This is a genomic window from Pigmentiphaga humi, from assembly GCF_900606115.1.
Lineage (GTDB): Bacteria > Pseudomonadota > Gammaproteobacteria > Burkholderiales > Burkholderiaceae_B > Pigmentiphaga > Pigmentiphaga humi.
This window is the reverse complement of the sequence record NZ_UWPJ01000016.1, coordinates 16,548-36,754: the sequence shown is the minus strand read 5'-3', so window position 1 is coordinate 36,754 and position 20,207 is coordinate 16,548. Positions and strand designations below refer to the sequence as shown.

16 protein-coding genes are annotated in these 20,207 nt (G+C 69.2%); 10 read left to right on the top strand and 6 right to left on the bottom strand.

Features of this window, described 5'->3' with window-relative positions; genetic code table 11:
- Positions 1–15 precede the first annotated feature (15 nt).
- Complete coding sequence (locus PIGHUM_RS09320; protein WP_124079306.1) at positions 16–1,023, top strand: isopenicillin N synthase family dioxygenase; 1,008 nt, start codon at positions 16–18, stop codon at positions 1,021–1,023.
- Positions 1,024–1,100: 77 nt separating this feature from the next.
- On the top strand, positions 1,101–1,382 hold the full coding sequence (locus PIGHUM_RS09315; protein WP_124079305.1) for a DUF1330 domain-containing protein: 282 nt from the start codon (positions 1,101–1,103) through the stop codon (positions 1,380–1,382).
- 24 nt (positions 1,383–1,406) lie between these two features.
- On the opposite strand, the gene PIGHUM_RS09310 is transcribed toward PIGHUM_RS09315, so the two are convergent.
- Positions 1,407–2,762, bottom strand: coding sequence for an alpha/beta hydrolase (locus PIGHUM_RS09310; protein ID WP_124079304.1), 1,356 nt, complete (start codon positions 2,760–2,762; stop codon positions 1,407–1,409).
- 63 nt (positions 2,763–2,825) lie between these two features.
- The gene (locus tag PIGHUM_RS09305) at positions 2,826–3,338 is read right to left on the bottom strand and encodes a hypothetical protein (protein ID WP_124079303.1); all 513 of its coding nucleotides are present in this window, start codon (positions 3,336–3,338) and stop codon (positions 2,826–2,828) included.
- A gap of 72 nt (positions 3,339–3,410) precedes the next feature.
- Between PIGHUM_RS09305 and PIGHUM_RS09300 the strand changes: the two genes are divergently transcribed.
- From PIGHUM_RS09300 to pnp, 3 genes are all read left to right on the top strand, one after another.
- Entirely contained in the window at positions 3,411–4,670 is a 1,260-nt protein-coding gene (locus PIGHUM_RS09300) for a branched-chain amino acid ABC transporter substrate-binding protein (protein WP_124079475.1), read from the top strand.
- A gap of 111 nt (positions 4,671–4,781) precedes the next feature.
- On the top strand, positions 4,782–5,051 hold the full coding sequence (rpsO, locus tag PIGHUM_RS09295; protein ID WP_087841341.1) for a 30S ribosomal protein S15: 270 nt from the start codon (positions 4,782–4,784) through the stop codon (positions 5,049–5,051).
- A 207-nt stretch (positions 5,052–5,258) separates the two neighbouring features.
- Positions 5,259–7,352, top strand: coding sequence for a polyribonucleotide nucleotidyltransferase (gene pnp / locus PIGHUM_RS09290; RefSeq protein WP_124079302.1), 2,094 nt, complete (start codon positions 5,259–5,261; stop codon positions 7,350–7,352).
- A gap of 132 nt (positions 7,353–7,484) precedes the next feature.
- Here pnp and PIGHUM_RS09285 read toward each other — a convergent pair whose 3' ends face one another.
- The gene (locus PIGHUM_RS09285; protein ID WP_124079301.1) at positions 7,485–8,390 is read right to left on the bottom strand and encodes a LysR family transcriptional regulator; all 906 of its coding nucleotides are present in this window, start codon (positions 8,388–8,390) and stop codon (positions 7,485–7,487) included.
- Between the two features lie 116 nt (positions 8,391–8,506).
- Here PIGHUM_RS09285 and PIGHUM_RS09280 point away from each other — a divergent pair, with 116 nt between their 5' ends.
- On the top strand, positions 8,507–8,950 hold the full coding sequence (locus PIGHUM_RS09280) for an SEL1-like repeat protein (protein ID WP_246013060.1): 444 nt from the start codon (positions 8,507–8,509) through the stop codon (positions 8,948–8,950).
- 75 nt (positions 8,951–9,025) lie between these two features.
- Here the strand turns inward: PIGHUM_RS09280 and PIGHUM_RS09275 are convergent, their stop codons facing one another.
- Positions 9,026–10,882 (bottom strand): sensor histidine kinase, encoded by a 1,857-nt coding sequence (locus PIGHUM_RS09275; RefSeq protein ID WP_160142221.1) that lies wholly within the window; start codon positions 10,880–10,882, stop codon positions 9,026–9,028.
- Positions 10,883–11,114: 232 nt separating this feature from the next.
- Here PIGHUM_RS09275 and PIGHUM_RS09270 point away from each other — a divergent pair, with 232 nt between their 5' ends.
- The 3 genes from PIGHUM_RS09270 to PIGHUM_RS09260 are packed head-to-tail and all read left to right on the top strand — an operon-like array spanning position 11,115 to position 14,600.
- Positions 11,115–12,617 (top strand): ABC transporter ATP-binding protein, encoded by a 1,503-nt coding sequence (locus PIGHUM_RS09270; protein ID WP_124079299.1) that lies wholly within the window; start codon positions 11,115–11,117, stop codon positions 12,615–12,617.
- Positions 12,604–13,677, top strand: coding sequence for an ABC transporter permease (locus PIGHUM_RS09265; RefSeq protein ID WP_124079298.1), 1,074 nt, complete (start codon positions 12,604–12,606; stop codon positions 13,675–13,677). Before PIGHUM_RS09270 ends, PIGHUM_RS09265 begins: the two co-directional genes overlap by 14 nt.
- Entirely contained in the window at positions 13,677–14,600 is a 924-nt protein-coding gene (locus PIGHUM_RS09260) for an ABC transporter permease (protein WP_124079473.1), read from the top strand. The genes PIGHUM_RS09265 and PIGHUM_RS09260 overlap by 1 nt, the downstream gene beginning before the upstream one ends.
- Before the next feature lie 10 nt (positions 14,601–14,610).
- Here the strand turns inward: PIGHUM_RS09260 and PIGHUM_RS09255 are convergent, their stop codons facing one another.
- Together PIGHUM_RS09255 and PIGHUM_RS09250 are read right to left on the bottom strand one after the other, a co-directional pair.
- On the bottom strand, positions 14,611–17,028 hold the full coding sequence (locus PIGHUM_RS09255) for a penicillin acylase family protein (RefSeq protein ID WP_124079297.1): 2,418 nt from the start codon (positions 17,026–17,028) through the stop codon (positions 14,611–14,613).
- Positions 17,029–17,212: 184 nt separating this feature from the next.
- Positions 17,213–18,661 carry a catalase gene (locus tag PIGHUM_RS09250; RefSeq protein ID WP_124079296.1) on the bottom strand — a complete coding sequence of 483 codons (1,449 nt, stop codon included), beginning with the start codon at positions 18,659–18,661 and terminating at the stop codon, positions 17,213–17,215.
- Between the two features lie 219 nt (positions 18,662–18,880).
- Between PIGHUM_RS09250 and PIGHUM_RS09245 the strand changes: the two genes are divergently transcribed.
- Positions 18,881–20,080 carry a BMP family ABC transporter substrate-binding protein gene (locus tag PIGHUM_RS09245; protein WP_246013058.1) on the top strand — a complete coding sequence of 400 codons (1,200 nt, stop codon included), beginning with the start codon at positions 18,881–18,883 and terminating at the stop codon, positions 20,078–20,080.
- Positions 20,081–20,207 lie beyond the last annotated feature (127 nt).

Sequence of the window (20,207 nt, the reverse complement as noted above, 5' to 3'; positions counted from 1 at the left end):
CAACGAGGACTGCATATGTTGCCTACTGCCAGAAAACTCTCTTTTTCGGAGGTGCCCGTGGTCGATCTGGCGCCGGCCTGGCGCGATGCCGCCGGCCGGCAGGAGGTGGCCCAGGCCATCGCCGACGCCGCCGGGACCGTGGGGTTTTTCTACATCAAGAACCATGGCCTGTCCGACGAAGACATCCGCGCCATCTTCCAGACCGCCGTCGATTTCCACAGCCTGCCGCTGGAAGACAAGATGGCCGTCTCGGTCAAGCTCAACAACCACGCTCAGGGCTACCTGTACGGCATGAGCAAGGGCAACGACAAGAACATCAGCGAGAACCTGCAGGAAGCCTTCCAGATCCGGCGCCCGCTGGCCGCGGACGATCCCGGGCTGCTGGCCGGCAAGCCGCTGCATGGACTGATTCCCTGGCCGCCTGCGATGCCGGACCTCGAACCGCGCATGATGGCCTACTACGAGAAGGTCAACGAGCTGGGCTATTGGCTGCTCGGCATGTTCGAACAAAGCCTGGGGCTGGCGGCCGATACGCTGAAGGCCAGCTTCGCCAAGGACATGAACTCGCTGCGCCTGCTGCACTATCCGCCGCAGCGTCCCGACGAGTCCGGCGAGCACCTCGGTGCGCGCAATCACACGGACACCAATGCGTTCACCATTCTTGCCCAGGATGTGAACGGAGGCCTGGAGGTGCGCAATCGCGAAGGCGAATGGGTGGCGGTGCCGCCCATGGCCGGCACGCTGGTGGTCAACGTCGGCGAAGTGTTGAAGGTCTGGACCGACGGCGTGTTCACGTCGGCGGTGCACCGCGTGATCAACCGCTCCGGCAACGAACGCTATTCCATCCCGTTCTTCATGTACCCGAGCTACGACGCGCTGATCCAGCCGCTGATCCAGAATCCGGATCCGGCCAATATCGCGCCCGAGGACCTGCCCACCTCGTTCCCGCGCCGGCCGTTCGTCTACGGCGAGCTCAAGTCGCGCAACGTGGCGCGCATCATGCCGCAGAAAGAAACCGCCTAGCCCGGCGCGCAGCCGGCCCGGCATTGCCGCCGCCCCGCCGCGAGGCCGGGTCGGCGCGGCGCATTCCTGGAGGATCCATGCCCGCCTATGTAATCGGAGAAGTAAAGATACTCAAGCCCGACGAGCTCGGCGCCTACGGACGCATGGTGGCCGAGGCGGTGGCCAGGTACGGCGGCCGCTACCTGGCGCGCGGCGCCGAGCCCTTCGTGTTCGAGGGCGGTCCGGCGCACAACGTGCTGCTGATCGAATTCCCCGACGGCGAGACCGCCCGCAAGTGGTACGCCTCGCCGGAATACCAGGCCGCCAAGAAGCTGCGCGAAGGCAAGACCAATCTGCGGTTGTGCGTGATCGAGCCCTAGCGCTATCGCGCGGGCCGATTCCATCTACCGGGCGGGCACGCGCGTGCCCAGCGGCGGCGGCTTGTAGCCTGGCGCCACATGGCAGGCCTCCCTGCCGCCGTCGCCATACTCCTTCTCGTACCGCTTGCACAGGGCCGCCACCAGAGCGGGAGTGGGTTTCTCGCCCTTGTCCGCCCAGTCCAGCAGGGCGGCGAACAGGGCGGGGTATTCGGGCGCGCTCAGGTAGCTGTGCTCGGCTTCGTCGGTATAGACCTGGACCAGCCGGTCGCCGTGGCCGGCATGGTGCACGATGGCCCGGTAGAGCGATTCCAGTTCGACCGGGGCCGTGGGGTCGTGGATGGCATGCAGGGTCAGCACGGGCACGGGGATGCGCCCGGTCGGCCGGCTGTCGGCCAGCAATTGCCCCAGGGCCAGTGGATCGGCGCGGTAGCGCGCCACGCCGGCGTTGAGCGCGGCGTCGTCGGACGAATCGGCGTAGACCGCCGCGTGGTTGTCGAACGGGTTGCGGCCTTGCAGGCGTTCCTGGGTGATGTCGCGGAACATCCAGGTGGCCCAGTTCATGTGGGACACGAAGGTGCGCTCGGGAATCTTGACGACGGAAAGAATCGTCCGCAGGCGCGCGGACTGCTCGGCGCTGCGCTGGGCGGGCGGCAAGCCTATGCCCGTGCAGCTGCGGATGCGCGCGGCCAGCTCGGCATGGGTGAGCGGCGAGTCCGGCAGCAGGCCCATCCAGAGCGGGTACTGGGGTTCGTCGGGACGGGGATGGTTGCGGCAGACGTATTGGTAGACCACCCTCAGATCCAGCCGGAAAGCGTAGGCGGCCGGCGCGCCGCCCAGCAGGCCGCTGGTCAGCACCACGCCGTCGTAGGGGGCCGTCTTGCCTTCCACGCCGCCGAATAGCTCGGCCGCCTTGGCGGCGACGCTGGCGCCGTAGCTCTGGCCGTGCAGCAAGGTCCGGCGGGGCTGGCCGAATTCCCGCAGGAACAGGCGGCGCAGGCGCTCGACGTCTTCGGCCGCCATGGTGACGCCGTAGCCGCCGCGGCGGTACGACGAGCCGGCCCAGGCATAGCCCGCCTTGACCAGGACCGACCAGCGCGCGAGATCGGCGTGGCTGCGGCGCGGCGTGGGCGGGCCCAGGTCTGGCCCGCCGTGGGCGTGCACGACCAGCACCCGGTTCCAATTGGCGGGAATGGCGATCCAGTAGTAGGCGCCGGCCGTGTCGCGCCCGGCATAGCAATTGGTATCGGCCGGGATTTCCCTGGGGCAGGGCGCCAGTTGCGGAAGGGCCGGCTGGGCCCGCGCGGGGCCGCCGGCCAGCACCGACAGGACGAGGCAGAGCGCGGACAGGCTGGCGATGCGGGCGGCGACTCTCGGGAACATGCGTTGGCGCTGGGCGGAAAACGGCGCATGCGCCGCGACGGGAGGATTATGGCTCGCGGCGCTTCATCTGCCCATCTGGAAGCGCAGCTCGGTCAACGGATCCGGACCCGGATGATGGCGCGTGACAACACCCTGCTCATTGACATAGACGTACATCATGGAGTTCCAGACGCCGTCCTCGCGGAAACGGTAGTCCCAGACGATGTTCTCGCCATGCAGGCCGACGCGGCTGATCTCCGCCGGCGGGCCGAACTCGAACAGCAGGCGGTCGGTATTCCAGGTGCCCGAGTCCAGCATGGCGAAGCGTTCGCTGGTGAGGGCCTGGAAGGTCTCGACCACCTTGCCGTCGGGGCCCACGTCGGAAATCCACACGAACTGTCCCATGGGCTGGGTGGACCACAGCAGGCGCTCGCCGCCGTCGGGCAGCGGCCGCTGCAACGTGGGCGCGCCGATCCGCGCGATCGCTGCGGAGGCGGATTCGCCGGGCTGGATGCCGGCTGGGGTGGCGCAGCCGGCCAGCAGCGCCGCCAGTCCCAGCATGCAGGCGCTGCGGCGCAAAACGGTGCACAGGCTCATTACAATTCTCCCTGGTTATCTTGATCGTTGCCGGAGACAAATGTGAAGGTGTCGCGCGGGCGTGGTTCGTATATGTGGATTGTAGGGCTTGGCTGGATCGTGGCGGCCATGGCGGCGGTGCCCGCCGCGGCGCAGGAGCCGCCGCCGGTGCGGATCGCCGTGATCGAGGCGATGTCGGGGCCGTTCGCCAACACCGGCGAGGCCATCATGCGCAATTTGCGCTTCGCGGTGGCGCGCGTCAACGCGCGCGGCGGGGTGAAGCTGGCCGACGGCCGCCACCGGCTGGAACTAGTGCCGCTGGACAGCAAGAACCAGGTGGACGAGGCCTTGCTGCTGCTGCGCAGCGTCGCCGACCAGTCCATCCGCATCGTGATGCAGGGCAACAGCTCGGCCGTGGCGGCCGGGCTGATCGATGGCGTGAACCGCCACAACCAGCGCAATCCCGGCCAGCGCATCGTGTTCCTGAACTATTCCGCGGTCGATCCGGCGCTGACCAACGAGAAATGCAGCCCGTGGCATTTCCGCTTCGATGCCAGCTCCGACATGCGCCTGGCCGCGCTGACCGAGGTGCTCAAGCGCGACGCCGCCGTGCGCAAGGCCTACCTGATCAACCAGGACTACAGCTTCGGCCACCAGGTGGCGCAGAGCGCGCGCGCCATGCTGCGCGCCAAGCGGCCCGACGTGCAGATCGTGGCCGACGAGTTCCACCCGATCGGCAAAGTCAAGGATTTCGCCCCCTATGCGGCCAAGATCGTGGCCAGCGGCGCCGATACGGTCATTACCGGCAACTGGGGCAACGACCTGACCCTGCTGGTCAAGGCGGCCCGCGAGGCCGGCGTCAAAGGCAGTTTCTACACCTTCTACGGCAATGCCCTGGGCGCCCCGGCGGCGCTGGCGGATGCCGGGGTGGGCAAGGTCCGCGCGGTGGCCGAATGGCACTACAACGCCGGCGAGCCGGACATGGACCGCGCCTACGACGACTACCGAAAAATGTTCCCGCGCCCCTCCGATGACTACCTGAACGCCCGCATGCTGCACATGACCGACATGCTGGCGGCTGCGCTGGAGCAGGCAGGCGCGGTCGACGCGGCGGCGGTCGCGCGCCGGCTCTCCGGCATGCGCTGGACCGCCGAAGGCGCGGACTTGTGGATGCGGCCCGACGACCACCAGGCCATCAAGCCCCTGTACGTGTTCACCATGCAGAAGGCTGGGCAGGGCGCGGTGCGGCGCGACGTGGAAGGCAGCGGCTACGGCTTCGAGACCACGCTGAAGGTGCCGGCGGCCGACCTGGCCCTGCCTACCACCTGCAAGATGGCGAAACTGCCGGATTGAGCTATAATCACTGGCTGCTCTATGTAGGCATGGGGCAGATTGCGCATATATCCAATTTTTTCAACTTCACGGCAAGGCGCCTCGGCCTTGCCGCCAGTCCGAGAGGAAAGCATGTCCGTAGCCGACATCAACAAGGCCAATATCGTTTCCGAGTTCCAGCGCGCCCAAGGCGACACCGGTTCGCCCGAAGTGCAGGTGGCTCTGCTCACCGCCCGGATCAACGAATTGACCAGCCACTTCAAAGAGCACACGAAAGACCACCATTCCCGCCGCGGACTGCTGCGCATGGTCAGCCGTCGCCGCAAGCTGCTCGACTATCTCAAGGGCCGCAACGCCGACGCGTACCGCGCCCTGATCGAGAAGCTCGGTCTGCGTAAGTGATTTTCCAGGGGATGGGAAACCCGGCGGGCGCTGCCCTCGCAGCGCCGCTCGGCGTTTCCGGTGGTTGCCGGTTCCGCCGTTTCGCCTTCGGGCGGGACGCGGCCGGCACGCTAGCACTACCCTCCTGAAAAAAGAGAGTGCCTGTGTCAGGAACCGCCTGTCACAGGCATTTTCGTTTCAGAGGGGCAACCGAAAAGGATGCCTGTCATGTTCAATAAAGTCACAAAAACCTTCCAGTACGGCCAGCATACCGTCACCCTCGAAACGGGCGAGATCGCCCGCCAGGCTTCGGGCGCGGTCCTCGTGTCCATCGAAGACACCGTCGTGCTGGCTACCGTGGTCGGCGCCAAGAAAGCCAAGCCCGGCCAGGACTTCTTCCCGCTGACCGTCGATTACATCGAGAAGACCTACGCCGCGGGCCGCATCCCGGGCGGTTTCTTCAAGCGCGAAGGCAAGCCTTCCGAAAAGGAAACGCTGACCTCGCGCCTGATCGACCGGCCGCTGCGTCCGCTGTTCCCCGAAGGCTTCTATAACGACGTCCACGTCGTGATCCATACCGTCTCGGTCAATCCCGAGATCGATCCGGATATCGCCGCCATGATCGGCGCCTCGGCCGCGCTGGCGATCTCCGGCATCCCGTTCAACGGTCCGATCGGCGCCGCGCGCGTGGGCTGGGTCGACGGCCAGTACGTGCTGAACCCCACCGCTTCGCAGCTCAAGAGCTCCAAGCTTGACCTGGTAGTGGCCGGCACCGACGCCGCCGTGCTGATGGTCGAATCCGAGGCCCAGCAGTTGTCCGAGGAAATCATGCTGGGCGGCGTGGTCTACGGCCACGAGCATCTGCAGACCGTCATCGGCGTCATCAACGACCTGGTGCGCGAAGCCGGCAAGCCGGAGTGGGACTGGAAGCCTGCGGCCAAGAACGAGGCCCTGATCGCCTCGGTGCGCGCCGTGGCCGAGGAAGGCCTGAAGGCCGCCTATCAGGTCCGCTCCAAGCAGGACCGCACCGCCAAGCTGCGTGAAGTCTATGCCGACGTACAGGCCAGGCTGGCGGCCGAGGCTTCGGGCTCCGCGATCGACAGCGTCGAAGTGGACGACATCCTGTTCGACTTCGAGTCCCAGATCGTCCGCGGCCAGATCCTGAACGGCGAGCCCCGCATCGACGGCCGCGACACCCGCACGGTGCGCCCCATCAGCATCCGCCTGGGCGTGCTGCCCCGCGCGCACGGCAGCGCGCTGTTCACCCGCGGCGAAACCCAGGCTCTGGTGGTCGCCACGCTGGGCACCAAGCAGGACGAGCAGATCATCGACGCGCTGATGGGCGAGTACCGTGATCGCTTCATGCTCCACTACAACATGCCGCCGTTCGCCACCGGCGAAACCGGCCGCATCGGCACGCCCAAGCGCCGCGAAGTCGGCCACGGCCGCCTGGCCAAGCGTGCCCTGGTGTCGCTGCTGCCCGCGCCGCAGGACTTCCAGTACACCATTCGCGTGGTGTCGGAAATCACCGAATCGAACGGTTCGTCGTCGATGGCGTCCGTGTGCGGCGGCTCGCTGGCCATGATGGACGCCGGCGTGCCGGTCAAGGATCACGTGGCCGGCGTGGCCATGGGTCTGATCAAGGACGGCGGCAAGTTCGCCGTGCTGACCGACATCCTGGGCGACGAAGACCACCTGGGCGACATGGACTTCAAGGTGGCCGGCACCGTCAATGGTGTGACCGCGCTGCAGATGGACATCAAGATCCAAGGCATCACCAAGGAAATCATGCAGGTGGCGCTGGCCCAGGCCCGCGAAGGCCGCCTGCACATCCTGGAAAAGATGCGCGAGGCGCTCGAAGGTTCGCGCGGCGAGCTGTCGGCCTTCGCGCCGCGCATGCTGTCGATGAAGATCAACCCCGAGAAGATCCGCGACGTGATCGGCAAGGGCGGCGCCACCATCCGTGCGCTGACCGAAGAAACCGGCACCCAGATCGACATCTCGGACGACGGCACCATCGTGATCTCCAGCGCCGACCTGGACCGCGCCAAGGAGGCGCAGCGCCGCATCGCCGACCTGACCGCCGACGTGGAAGTGGGCCAGATCTACGAAGGCGCCGTGCTGCGCCTGCTGGATTTCGGCGCCATCGTCCAGGTGCTGCCGGGCCGCGACGGCCTGCTGCACATCTCGGAAATCGCCAATCATCGCATCGCCAACATCAACGATGTGCTGAAGGTGGGCCAGCAGGTCCGTGTCAAGGTCATCGAGGCCGACGACAAGGGCCGCCTGCGTCTGTCGATGAAGGCGATTGCGGTAGAGTAATAGAACCCCCCGCGCGCTTGCGCGCGCCCCAGGGGCGGCATTGGCGGACCTGCGGAGCGGGTCCGTCAGTACCCTGGGTCTGAAGGCGGTTGTGAAACGGCGTCCTGGTTGGGGCGCCGTTTTTTTATGCCGCTATAGGGGCGGTGCCACGCCCTTGTCGCCGGCCAGGTGCGTCAGCAGATCCCGGACGGGGGGTGAAAGGCCGGCCCAGTCGCGCACGCACAGGCACAGGCGGCGGTGCGCCCAGCCGTCCGCCAGGGCGATGCGCTGGTAGGGATGGCGGCGGCGATGGCTCACGGCGATGCTGTCGGGGACGATGGCTACGCCCACGCCGTGCGACACCATTTCGCACAAGCCCCCGAAGGTGTTCATCCTGATGCGCAGGGCGAGCGCGTGGCCGGTGCGCCGCGCATGCTCGTCGATATGGTCCTGCAATGCGCTGCCCGGAGCCAGCCCCACGAAAGGTTCGCGTACGACCTCCGAGAATGGGACCACGCGTCTTTGTCCCAGAGGATGGCCGGTAGCCGTGATCAGCACGAGGTGGTCCGTGGCGACGGGGTGGAGTTGCAGCCCCGCGGGGTCGACCTGGTCGGACGTGATGCCGGCCTCGACCAACCCGGCAGAGACGGCCTTGACGATCTCGTTGCTGGTGCGCTCCCGGATGTCCACGTTCAGGTGTGGGCGGGCGGCCATCCACGGAGCGAGCTTGCGGGGCAGGAAGGCCGTCAGCGCCGCGGTATTGGCGTGGATGCGGACGGTGCCGCGGGCGCCGGACGCGAAGTCCAGCAATTCGCCCTGCATCAGTTCCCGTTGGCGCAGGATCAGCCGGGCGTGGTGGGCCAGCGCCTCGCCGGCTTCGGTGGCCGCCACGCCGCGATGCAGGCGCTCCAGCAGCCGCACGCCGGCATCGGCCTCGATGTTGCGCAGGCGTTCGCTGGCCGATGCCAGTGCCAGGTTCGCGCGAGCCGCGCCTTGTGTGATGCTGCCGGCATCGACGATGCAGAGAAACAGGCGGAGATCCGCGAGATCGAGGCGCATGGAGGTTCTCCCTTGCCGGGGGTGCCTTCGGATCAACCGAAGGTACGAAGGAAAGAACCGCATTGTGCCAAAACGCGGCGGCGAGCCCAATAGACACTTCAGGAAAGGAGACGACCGTGAAGCGCTCGCGCATGTTCCATCGCATCGATTGTTCCCCGGGCGCGGCCTGTTTGCGCCTGGTCCCGTGGCTGTTTGCCGCGGCTGTCCTGGCGCCTGCCGCCTCGGCCGCGCCGCCGCTGTCGGAAATCGCCACGTCCGAGCAGTTCTACCAAATGGCGCTGGAGGCCCGCTCCGAACGCAACTATGGCGCCATGCTGACGCTGTTGCGGCAGGCCGCGACCCGCGGCGAGCTGGAAGCGCAGGAAATGCTGGCCTCGGTCCTGCTGGCCGGCCCCGCGCTCTACGGCGCCGGCGTGAAGGCCGATCCGTGCGAGGCGACGCACTGGGCCCGGCTGGCCGCGGAGCAGGGCAGCGAAACCGGACGGCATCAATGGATGATCCTGAACGGGCTGCGCGACGTGCCGCGTATCCGGAAGGGCTGCGGTCCTGCGCCGGGATAGCGATGAGGTATCGAGATCCGGTCGCTGCGCGGTGTTCGTATGCGCGTGCCGGCCGGGCGGTCCCGATTCGGCGCGTTATGCGAATTGGCGCGGCAGGCGCAGCGTGACGCGGGTGCCTTGGGCGCTGCGGGTGATGTCGAGGTGGGCGCCCAGCCTGCGCGCGCGCAGGCGCATGTTGCCGATGCCGTGGCCGCCCGAGGTGCCGGGGGTGGCCGCCCGGCCCGTGCCGTCGTCGCTGATCGCCAGGACGGTGCCTTGTTCGGTGTCGAAGGTTTCGATGGTTACCGTGCGGGCATCGGCGTGCCGGATGATGTTGGTGACCGCCTCCTGGAGGATACGGAGGATGTCCAGGATCTGGGCGGGGCCGAGCCCGGACAGGACCGGGACGTCGCGCACGGCCCAGACCAGGCGCAGGCCCGCCGCCCGCAGCTGCGGATCCGCGCGCTCGCGCCAGGTGCCCAGGGTGAGCAGGAGGTTGCCGCCGTAGTCTTCCAGCGAACTGATGATGAGCCGCATGTCGGTCAGTGCCGAGCGCGCGTGGCGCGCGATCTCTTCGGGGCGGGGCTGGGGCGATTCGGCCAGCGCCAGCATGGAGACCAGGTCTCCGCCCAGGCCGTCGTGGAGGTCGCACATGAGCCGGTTGCGCTCCCGTTCGATCGCCTCGGCCTCGCGCCGGGCGCGCAGTTCCCCGTAGGTCTTGTGCAGTTCGGCCTGGGTGGCGGCAATGCGTTCGCGCAGCACGTCGGAGGTGTTGTCGAGCTCGCGCATCGCCCGTACGAAGCGCAGGATCATGAGCAGGGTCACGGCGGCCAGGAAGCCGCCGTAGACGGCGCGCGCCAGGAAGATCAGGTTCGGGCCGGGAAACAGGACCATGACGAAGTCGCGCACCACGAAGGCGAACAGCATCGCCAGGCCCAGCAGCACGATGAGCGCTTCCTGGTTGCCGCGCACGGCGGCGCGGCCCAGGATCCACAGCGCGGCGAGCAGCTGGACGAAGATGAGCGCCATGGTCGTCCTGATCACGCCGTCGGCGACGGCCTCCGTCGCCCCGAACGCGAATACCAGCGTCAACGCCAGCGGCGGCACCGCCCAGAGCCACTCGCCGCGGCGCCGGGGGGCGCGCGCCACGGCGCGGCAGAACATCAGGATGGCGGTGGTTTCCCAGGCGACGAAAATATTCCACAGCGGCCGGTCGGACAGGTTCAGGCCGAAATCGGGTATCAGCACCGAGCCGCGCAGGGCGCCCAGCAGCAGCGCGGCGGACAGCCAGCCGAACTCGCGCTCGCGCGGGCGCGCGGTCCAGAGCACGGCGAAGACGAGCGCCAGGGCCAGGCCGGCGCCCACCACCAGCGTGGGCAGGACGGCCGAGGCGAACCAGCGCGCATGGAAGTAGGGGCGCAGCGCCGCTTCATTGCCGATGAAGATCCGGTCCAGCGAAGCGCGCCGGCCGGGCCGGGCCCAGAGCTGGATCTCGACCGTGTTGACGCCTTCGCGCAGCACGCCGGCCGGCAGCGGCACGAAGGCGGGCAGCGTGGCGAAACGCAGGTTGCGCATCAGGTAGAGCTCGGCGAGCGCGACGCGCCTGCCGTTGACCGCGATGGCGACCGAATCGATGAACGAGGGGATGAACAGCGCCGTGCCGTGTAGCGCATCGGCGGAGAGCGGGATGTCGATGCGGCAGGCCGTGACGTAGCCCGCCTGGCTATCGGCGGCGGGCGCCGCATAGGGCAGCGTGAGCCGGTGCGCCGGCCGGGCCGGCGTGCCGTCGGCATGGCGCGCTTCGCATAGCGGATCGCGGATGGCCTGGCTGTCGTCGGGCGCATGGAAGGCGAGCAGCGAGGCCGTCAGGCTCAGCAGAATCAGCGCGGCGATCAGCCAAGCGATGCTCCAGGACGAATAACGCGCCTGTCCGGAGCCGGCCGGCGCGCTCAACGCTCGACGAGGCCGTGCTGGGTGGCCTGGGAAGTGGTGTTGCGGGAATCCGTGTCCGTCGCTGCCATTGTCGTGGTGTCCGCTGGGGGTGTCGCGGGCCGCGTGCATCCGCAGGGGGCCGTGCATGCATGGTAGTCGGGCGCGGCGGGCTTGTCTGCACCGATCTACCCGTATCGTCCACGGCTGGCAGCGCGTCTACAATGGCCGCCCAGTCCGCTCTCTTCCTGATGCCATGACCGTCCCCCGGCTCGAATTGCGCGGGATCACCAAGCGTTATCCCGGCGTCCTCGCCAACGACGAGGCTTCGCTGTGCGTGGCGCCGGGCGAGATCCACGCGGTGCTGGGCGAAAACGGCGCAGGCAAGTCCACGCTGATGAAGATCGCCTATGGCGCGCTGGCGCCGGACGCCGGGGAGGTGCGCTGGGACGGCCGGCCGGTGCGGCTGGCGTCGCCCGATGATGCCCGCGCGCTGGGCATGGGCATGGTGTTCCAGCATTTCGCGCTGTTCGAGACGCTGACGGTGGCGCAGAACGTGGCGCTCGGGCTGCCGGCGGCGATGGCGCGCGAGGCGGCGCGGCCGTGGCTCGCCCCGCTGATCGAGCGTTATCGGCTGGACCTGGATCCCGATGCCTACGTAGGCGACCTGTCGGTGGGCGAACGTCAGCGGGTGGAGCTGCTGCGCGCGCTGGCCGCGCGGCCCAGGCTGCTGATCCTGGACGAGCCGACCTCGGTGCTGTCGTCCGCGGCCAGGCAGGCCTTGTTTCGGACCTTGCGGCAATTGGCGCAGGAGGGCCGCAGCGTGGTCTACATCAGCCACAAGCTGGCCGAGATCCGCGAGCTGTGCGATCGCTGCACCGTGCTGCGCGCCGGACGAACGGTGGCGGTGCTCGATCCGCGCGCCACGGGGCAGGACGAGCTGGCGGCCTTGATGCTGGGCGAAGCTGTGGACCGTGTGGCTCCCGGCGGCGCCGCGTCCGCGGGCGAGATCGCGCTGAGCGTGGAAGCCCTGTCCGTCCCGGCCGGGGAAGGCGAGCGCATCGGCCTGCGCGAGGTGTCGCTCGCGCTGCGTGCCGGCGAAATACTGGGCGTGGCCGGCGTGTCGGGCAACGGCCAGTCGGCGCTGTTCGCGGTGCTGTCGGGCGAACGCACCGCCGCGCTGGACGACGCGGTACGGCTGCACGGGCGGCCCATCGGACGCCTGGGGCCGGCGGCGCGGCGCGAGTTGGGGCTGCGCGCCATTCCCGAGGAACGATTGGGACGCGGCTGCGTGCCGGACATGGGGCTGGACGAGAACGTGCTGCTGACTGCGCCGCCGTCCGGCGGGTGGCTGCATCGCCGCCGGCTGACGGCCGCCGCCGCGGGAATCGTGTCGCGCTACGGTGTGCGGGCGGCCTCGCCGCGCGCGCCGGCGCGCAGTCTTTCCGGCGGCAATCTGCAGCGGTTCATGGTGGGACGCGAACTGGAGGGAGCGCCGACGGTGCTGGTCGTGGCCCAGCCGACCTGGGGCGTGGACGTCGGCGCCGCGGCCCGCATCCACCAGGCCTTGATCGACCTGCGCGATACCGGCGCGGCGGTGCTGCTCATTTCCGAGGACATGGACGAACTGCTGGCCGTCTGCGACCGGCTGGCGGTGATGGCGGCCGGGCGCATCTCGCCCGTGGTTACGCGCGCGGAGGTGAGCGCCGAGGCGCTGGGGCGCTGGATGGAAGGAGGCTGGGGCCATGCTGCGGCTTGAACCGCGTGGACAGCCTTCGCGCCTGGCGCTGTGGCTCTCGCCGCTGGCCGCGATGCTCCTGACGCTGGCCGGCGGCGGCCTGCTGTTTACCGCGCTCGGCATCGATGCCTGGCAAGGTCTGCGCCTGTTCGTGGTGGAGCCGTTCGCGGATGCCTATGCGCTCGGCGAGCTGGCGGTCAAGGCCACGCCGCTGGCCCTGTGCGCCGTAGGGCTCGCGCTGTGCTTTCGCGCCAATATGTGGAACATCGGGGCCGAAGGCCAGCTCATCGCCGGGGCGATCGCCGGTGGCGGGATCGCGCTGCTGGCCGGCCCGGACAGCTGGCCGGGCTACGTGATCGCGGTCATGGCGGCGGGCATGCTCGGCGGCATGGCTTGGGCGGCGCTGACCGCGTGGCTCAAGGACCGCTACGGCGCCAACGAAATGCTGGTCAGCCTGATGCTGGCCTACGTGGCCCACTTGCTCCTGGGCTACCTGGTGTTCGGGCCCTGGCGCGATCCCTACGGATTCAACTTCCCCCAGTCGCGCCCGTTCGACGAGCCGGCGCTCCTGCCTGTGCTGTGGGCGGGTACGCGCGCCCATGCCGGCGCGGTCCTGGCCGTGGCTGCGGTGGCGCTGGCATGGCTTTTTCTGGCCCGCTCGCAGCCCGGCTTTCGCCTGCGCGTGGTCGGCGCCGCGCCCGCCGCCGCCCGCTATGCCGGGTATGCGCCGCGGCGGGCGTTGTGGACCTCGATGCTGGCTTGCGGCGCGCTGGCGGGACTGGCCGGCGTGGGCGAGGTTGCGGGGCCGATGCAGCGGCTGACCACCTCGGTCTCGCCGGGCTACGGCTTCGCTGCGGTGATCGCCGTGTTCCTGGGGCGCCTGCATCCCGTCGGCACGCTGCTGGCGAGCGTGGTCATGGCCGCGCTCTATATAGGCGGGGAACTGGCACAGTCGCGCCTGGGACTGCCCGCATCCATCGTCGGCGTGTTTCAGGGCCTGGCGCTCGCCTTGCTGCTGCTGGGCGATACGCTGGTGCGCCACCGCGTGCGCTGGCGGCGATATCCGGGAGTCCGAGCATGATGACCGCCTATGGCCTGCTGACCCTGGCGGCCGCCACCCTGAATGCCGGCACGCCGTTGGCGCTGGCCGCGCTGGGGCTGGCCCTGAACGAACGGGCGGGCGTGATCAACCTGGGCGCCGAGGGCATGATGCTGCTGGCCGCGGCGACGGGCTTCGCCGTCGCTTTCCAGACCGGCAGCCCCTGGTGGGGCCTGGCTGCAGGGGCGGCGGCCGGGGCGGCGCCGGCGGCGGGTTTCGCCTTGCTGGTGATCGTGTTCAATGCCAACCAGTACGGCAGCGGCCTGGCGGTGATGCTGTTCGGCTCGGGGCTCTCTGCCTTCGCCGGCGGGACCTACGCCGGCCGTTCGCTGGAGCGCGTGCAGGCGGGCTGGCCGCTGCTGCGGGAGATCCCGTGGCTGGGGCCGACCTTGTTTTCGCTGCATCCGCTGGTGTTCGCCACCATGGCCCTGGCCGGGCTGTCGGGGTGGTTCCTGTACCGCACGCGGGCCGGCATGCTGCTCAGGGCGGTGGGCGAATCGCCCGAGTCCGCCCATGCGCTGGGACACGCAGTCGGGCGCGTCCGGCTGCTCGCCATCCTGGCTGGCGGCGTCTGCTGCGGGCTGGCTGGGGCCTATCTTTCCGTGGTCTACACCCAGCTCTGGAGCGAAGGCATGGTGGCCGGCCGCGGCTGGATGGCGCTGGCCTTGATCGCGTTCGGCATGTGGCATCCGCTGCGCATACTGCTGGGCGCCTACCTGTTCGGCGGATTGACCATACTCCAGTTCCAGCTGCAGAGCATGGGCGTCCAGCTGCCTTCGCAATTCCTGGCGATGCTGCCCTACGTCTGCACCATCGCCGTGCTGGCGCTGCGCGGGGCCGATCCCGCCTGGCTGCGCCGGAACATGCCCCGTTCGCTCGGGCGGCCCTTCCTGCCCGAGCGCTGAACGGCGCCGTTCACCCCCCCGCGGGGTCCAGGGTCAGCACGTGCGCATCCGGTCCCGGCAGGAACGGACTGGGCGCGCCTTTTACCCAGTTGTCGTGGCCGGCCAGGAAGAAGGGCGACAGGGGGTGGCCCGACGCGCCGCCCGGCAATTCCAGGATGCCTGATTCCTCGTCGCCCGGCGCCACCACGAAGCGCTCCGAGGCGCCGAACGAACGGCCCTGGATGCGCGGCATGTGGATGTCGCCCGGCATGGGTTCGGCCGGCGCCGACAGCCAGGGGAGCACGAAGGCGGGCAGCGCGCGGGCGAGCGGATGGGCCATGGACAGGCGGTTGCGATTGCCCCAGCGGACTGCTTCGAGCGGCGTGCCGCCGGCCGTTGCCGCTTCGATGGTCGTATCGATGCGGTCCAGCATGAAGGCGCGCCAGTCGGCGGCATAGGCGGGGATCCAGGCCCGCTCGCGTACCAGGCGTTCCATGACCGGCAGCAGCCGGGACGAGGCGCGGCGGGCCGACAGCCCCTGCTCGATGGCGCCCAGGCGTTCGTCGAGCGGGCCGAACCAGGCGTCGTAGAGCGCATCGTAATAGCCGCGCAGCAGCGCGTAGCCGGCGCTGCCGGCCGAGGCCTTGCCGTCCCAGGATTGCACCAGGCGGCGGAAGGCCGCGCGCCGGGGATCGCCGGCGACCGCCGCGTCATCGAGCGCCGCCAGCGCCTGGTCGCGCAGGAAGCCGATCCAGCGGGCCTCGTCGTCCAACTGGATCGCCAGCAGCGAGCGTTCGTCGAAGCGGTCGGCGGCAAACAGGGCATCGCGGATCCGCGTGGCGCGCGCGCCGACGTCTGCGCCGCCGTCGCCGATTCTGCGCTGGGCGGCAGAGTCGGCGAGCTGGGTGCTGTTGGCGGTCCACAGGCGGCCGTAGGCGGGGTCGATGACCGAGGGGTACGCATCCGGCGCAAGCCGCGCCATGGGCGCCCGGGCTTGCGTCGCTTCGACGGGAAAACCCGTCGGCTCGAGCGGCGTGGCCGGCAGCGGGCCGGCCAGCGTCCAGCCGATCCGGCCGCTGCGGTCGGCCGCGACCAGGTTCTGCGTGGGCATGCCCGTCCGCCGTGCGATATCCAGCGCCTGCCCGAGGCCGCGCGCGGTTTCCATGTCGGCCAGCACCACGTTCACGGCGCTGGGCAGGTAGGCGATCCAGCGTAGCGCGTAGGTCTGGTCCCCCACCTGCAGCATCGGCCCCCAGTGCGTTTCGCGCACGGGCAGGTCGACCGCCGGTTCGCCCTTGATCTCGATGCGTTCCACGGTTTCGGCGGCCGTTCGCCAGGCGCCGTCGGCATCGCGGTAACGGCGGGGATCGGCGGGATCGAGGTCGAGCCGGACGAGTTCGATGAAATGCCCATAGCTGTTGGTGAAGCCCCAGGCGACGTCGCCGTTGCTGCCGGCGACGACGACGGGGACGCCGGGCAGGTTGACCCCGCTGACGCGCCGCGTGCCGCCGTCGGCCGGAAATTGCAGGGTCAGCCGGTACCACGTGCCCGGCAGGCGCAGCCCCAGGTGCATGTCGTTGGCGACGCGGGCGCGGCCGTCCGCGCCTTGGGTGGCCGCTACCGCCCAGGCGTTGCTGCCGAGCGCGGACGAAGCTTCGACCATCAGTTCGGCCGGCGTCGGTCCGTATTGGCGGGCAGGTCGGCGCGCATCCAGCCAGTCGGGCCGGGGCATGGGCGCCGCGGCGGAAGCGGGCGGCTGCGAGGCAGCGGGCGCGCGGTCCAGCGGCGCGTCCCACGGGCTGCCGGCCGGCGCGAGCTGTTCGACCAGTTCCGCCGGCAGCAAGCGGCGCAGGCCTTCGAGCGACAGGGCGCGCTGCAGTTCGCCGCCTTGCAGGTCCAGATACATGGCGTCGATGACCAGCAGCGTGTCGACCGGCAGCCAGGGTTCGGGCGCGGCGCGCAGCACGGCGTACTCGAAGGGCCGCGCATCGAGCGCGGCCAGGCCGGCGTTGACGCCCGCCGCATAGCGTTCCAGCAGCGCCCGGTGTTCCGGCGGCAGGGTCGGATAGGCCGCCGCGGCCCGTGCGCGGAAACGATGCAGCCGGACCTTCCGGTCGAGCGGCAGCGCCGCCTCGCCGACCAGCGCGGAGAGTTCGCCGGCGGCGGCGCGGCGGGTCAGGTCCATCTGGAAATAACGGTCCTGGGCGTGGGCGTAGCCGGTGGCGTACGCGGCGTCTTCGCGGCTCGCGGCGCGGATGGTGACGGTGCCTTGCGCGTCGCGCGCGATGTCGGCCGGCGCGCGCATGCCCGTGGCCTGTTGCCGGCCGTCGATCTGCGGCAGGCTGGCCCGCAGGTAGAACCAGGCTCCCGCCGCACCGAGCCCCGGCACGGCGACTGCGAGGACCAATGCGATGCCGACGGCCCGGGCAAACAGGCGGCGCGAAGGCATTATTGCCTCCGCGCCGGCAAGCGGGGCAGGGACGCTGGGCGTGCGGTGCGGAGCAATACGTCGTTCACGATGGGACGGTCCGTTCGAGGCGATGGCGCAATTGTGCCTGGAGCGGCCGGACGAATGCAGCGTTTCCGTATTTTCCAGCCTTGGCGGGACAGGATTCGCTCCTGCCCGCCCGACCTCAGCCTTGCGCGGCCTCTATCCCGAGTCCTTCGGCCACCGCCGCGCCGTAGCGCGGATCGGCCTTGGCGAAATGCGCGATCTGCCGCTCCTGGATGGCGCGCGGCACCGATCGCATCGCGCCGACGATGTTGTCGATCAGCAGCGCCTGCTGCTCGGCAGTCATCAGGCGGAACAGGTCTCCTGCCTGGGTATAGTCGTCATTGCCTTGACGATGGTCGTAGCGGTCGGCGTCGCCCTCGACCGCCAGCGGCGCTTCGCGGTAGGCGGGGTCCTGCCGGGGCGCATCGTCATAGCTGTTGGGCTCGTAGTTCGGCGCGCCGCCGAAGTTTCCGTCCAGACGCATCGCGCCGTCGCGCTGGTAGGTGCGTACCGGCGCATGCGGCCGGTTGACCGGCAGCAACTGGTGGTTGGTGCCGACGCGGTACAGGTGCGCGTCGTGGTAGGCGAACAGCCGCGCCTGCAGCATCTTGTCCGGACTGAAGCCCAGGCCCCGCACGACGGCCGCTGGCGAGAACGCCGCCTGCTCGACTTCGGCGAAATAGTTCTCCGGGTTGCGGTTGAGCGTGATGGTGCCGACGTCGATCAGCGGAAAGTCCGCGTGCGGCCAGACCTTGGTCAGGTCGAAGGGATCGAAGCGGACCTGGCGCGCCTGCGCTTCGGTCATGACCTGGATGCAGAAGCGCCAGCGCGGGAAGTCGCCGCGCTCGATGGCCCGGTACAGGTCGCGCTGCGCGTAGTCCGGATCCTCGCCGGCCAGCCGGGTGGCCTCGCGCGGATGCAGGTTCTTGATGCCCTGAAGGGTCAGCGCGTGGTACTTGACCCAGACGCGCTCGCCCTCGGCATTGATCATGCTGAAGGTGTGGCTGCCGAAGCCGTGCATGTGGCGATAGCCGTCGGGCGTGCCGCGGTCGGAGAACAGCGTGGTGACCTGGTGCAGCGATTCGGGCGAGAGCGACCAGAAGTCCCACATCGCGGTCGGGCTCTTGAGGTTGGTGGCCGGATCGCGCTTCTGCGTGTGGATGAAGTCGGGGAACTTGATGCCGTCGCGCACGAAGAATACCGGCGTGTTGTTGCCGACCAGGTCCCAGTTGCCTTCATTGGTATAGAACTTGATGGCGAAGCCGCGCGGATCGCGTTCCGTATCGGCCGAGCCTTTTTCTCCGCCTACCGTGGAGAAGCGGATGAACAGTTCGGTCTTCCGGCCCACTTGCGAGAACAGATCCGCGCTGGTGTAGCGGGTGATGTCGTGGGTGACTTCGAGCACGCCGTAGGCGCCCGATCCCTTGGCGTGGACGACGCGCTCGGGGACGCGCTCGCGGTTGAAGTGCTGGAGTTTCTCGATCAGATGGAAGTCCTCGAGCAGGACGGGGCCGCGCCGGCCGACAGTGCGCGAGTTCTGGTTGTCGGCGACGGGCGCGCCGGAGGCTGTCGTGAGCTTCGTGGTCATGGGTGGCTCTCTTGTCGTTGCGGTTGTCGGAGCCATCAAGATATAGCGTTGAATGCTATCGGTATATTGAATTGAATTAATAAAAACAATAGCTCTTCCCAATGAGGGCCGGGCAGGGCATGGCTCCTTGCTAAAATGACGGCTGGTTTACCGCCTGCCGCGGCGTGCTTCCCGCCCGGCCGGTCTTTATTCCGGAAGCCGTGTTCGAGGAGAACCTGCGTGAAAAACCTCGTTTCGGTGCCTGGCTGGCGCCGTGACTTCATTCGTCCTTCGTCCTTTCATTCCGCATTTGCCCATTCCGTTTCCCCGTCCGACGAACCGGGCCTCGGTCCGGCCGGCGGGCGCCGCCGCATGCTGGGCTGGCTGGCCGCCGCCGGCGCCGGCCTGGCGCTGCCGGGGCGGACCTGGGCGGCCGCCGCGCCGCTGCAGATCGGTTTCGTCTATGTGACGCCCATCACCGACGCGGGCTGGACGCGCCAGCACGAGGACGGCCGGCTGCAGATGGTGCAGGCGCTGGGTTCGCGCGTGCAGACCCGCGTGGTCGAGAACGTGCCCGAGACCGCCGATGCCGAGCGGGTCATCCGCGACCTGGCCAGGCAGGGCTGCAAGCTGGTTTTCACCACCTCGTTCGGCTACATGGACGCGGTGACGCGGGTGGCGCGCGAGTTCCCCGATGTGGCGTTCGACCAGGCCTCGGGCTACCGGCTGGCGCGCAACCTGGGGTCCTACAACATCCGCTTCTACGAGGGGCGCTACCTGGCCGGACTGGTGGCCGGCGCGATGACGCGCAGCAATGTGCTGGGCTATGTCGCGGCGCTGCCGATTCCCGAAGTGATCCAGGGCATCAATGCTTTCACCCTGGCGGCGCGCAGCGTCAATCCGCAGGTGCAGGTACGGGTGATCTGGACCCAGACCTGGTTCGACCCGCCGCGCGAGCGCGATGCGGCCCAGGCCGCGATGCGCCAGGGCGCCGACGTGCTGACCAATCATTCGGGCTCGTCGGCGGTGGCGCAGGCCGCCGAGGCGGGCGGCGCATGGATGCTCGGCTACACCTCGGACATGAGCAGGTACGCGCCGACGCGCCAGCTCGGCGCGGTGGTGCACCGCTGGGGCGACCACTATGTGCGCACCGCGCACGCGGTGCTGGACGGAAACTGGAAGCCGCAGGCGGTGATGGGCGGCCTCGAGGACGGCATGATCGGGCTGGAGGCCCTTTCGCCCAAGGTGCCGCAGGCCGTGCGCGCCTCGGTGGAACAGGCCCGGCAGCGCATCGCGGCCGGCGCGCTGCATCCTTTCGGCGGTCGCCTGGTGGACAGCCAGGGCAAGGTGCGCCAGCAGTCCGGCGTGCTGGCCGAGAACGATATCGCCCACATGGACTGGTTCGTCGAAGGCGTGGGAGGCCCGCCCCCTGCGCGCTGAAGAGACTGCGGCGCGGCACGGAACCGGTAAAGTACGCGCTGGCGGTTGAACCGGCGGCTGCGGCGCCGGTCTCATCCGCTTGCGTTTCGCCTTCGCCGGGCGGGCAGCCGCCCGCCTCCTTCGTTTC

What these genes read in the sequence shown, in the direction of transcription:
- PIGHUM_RS09250 (WP_124079296.1), bottom strand. Translation starts at nt 18,661, where the DNA reads ATGACCACGAAGCTCACGACAGCCTCCGGCGCGCCCGTCGCCGACAAC.
- PIGHUM_RS09285 (WP_124079301.1), bottom strand. Translation starts at nt 8,390, where the DNA reads ATGCGCCTCGATCTCGCGGATCTCCGCCTGTTTCTCTGCATCGTCGAT.
- PIGHUM_RS09305 (WP_124079303.1), bottom strand. Translation starts at nt 3,338, where the DNA reads ATGAGCCTGTGCACCGTTTTGCGCCGCAGCGCCTGCATGCTGGGACTG.
- PIGHUM_RS09255 (WP_124079297.1), bottom strand. Translation starts at nt 17,028, where the DNA reads ATGCCTTCGCGCCGCCTGTTTGCCCGGGCCGTCGGCATCGCATTGGTC.
- PIGHUM_RS09270 (WP_124079299.1), top strand. Translation starts at nt 11,115, where the DNA reads ATGACCGTCCCCCGGCTCGAATTGCGCGGGATCACCAAGCGTTATCCC.
- PIGHUM_RS09315 (WP_124079305.1), top strand. Translation starts at nt 1,101, where the DNA reads ATGCCCGCCTATGTAATCGGAGAAGTAAAGATACTCAAGCCCGACGAG.
- PIGHUM_RS09260 (WP_124079473.1), top strand. Translation starts at nt 13,677, where the DNA reads ATGACCGCCTATGGCCTGCTGACCCTGGCGGCCGCCACCCTGAATGCC.
- PIGHUM_RS09300 (WP_124079475.1), top strand. Translation starts at nt 3,411, where the DNA reads ATGTGGATTGTAGGGCTTGGCTGGATCGTGGCGGCCATGGCGGCGGTG.
- PIGHUM_RS09310 (WP_124079304.1), bottom strand. Translation starts at nt 2,762, where the DNA reads ATGTTCCCGAGAGTCGCCGCCCGCATCGCCAGCCTGTCCGCGCTCTGC.
- PIGHUM_RS09320 (WP_124079306.1), top strand. Translation starts at nt 16, where the DNA reads ATGTTGCCTACTGCCAGAAAACTCTCTTTTTCGGAGGTGCCCGTGGTC.
- rpsO (WP_087841341.1), top strand. Translation starts at nt 4,782, where the DNA reads ATGTCCGTAGCCGACATCAACAAGGCCAATATCGTTTCCGAGTTCCAG.
- pnp (WP_124079302.1), top strand. Translation starts at nt 5,259, where the DNA reads ATGTTCAATAAAGTCACAAAAACCTTCCAGTACGGCCAGCATACCGTC.
- PIGHUM_RS09265 (WP_124079298.1), top strand. Translation starts at nt 12,604, where the DNA reads ATGCTGCGGCTTGAACCGCGTGGACAGCCTTCGCGCCTGGCGCTGTGG.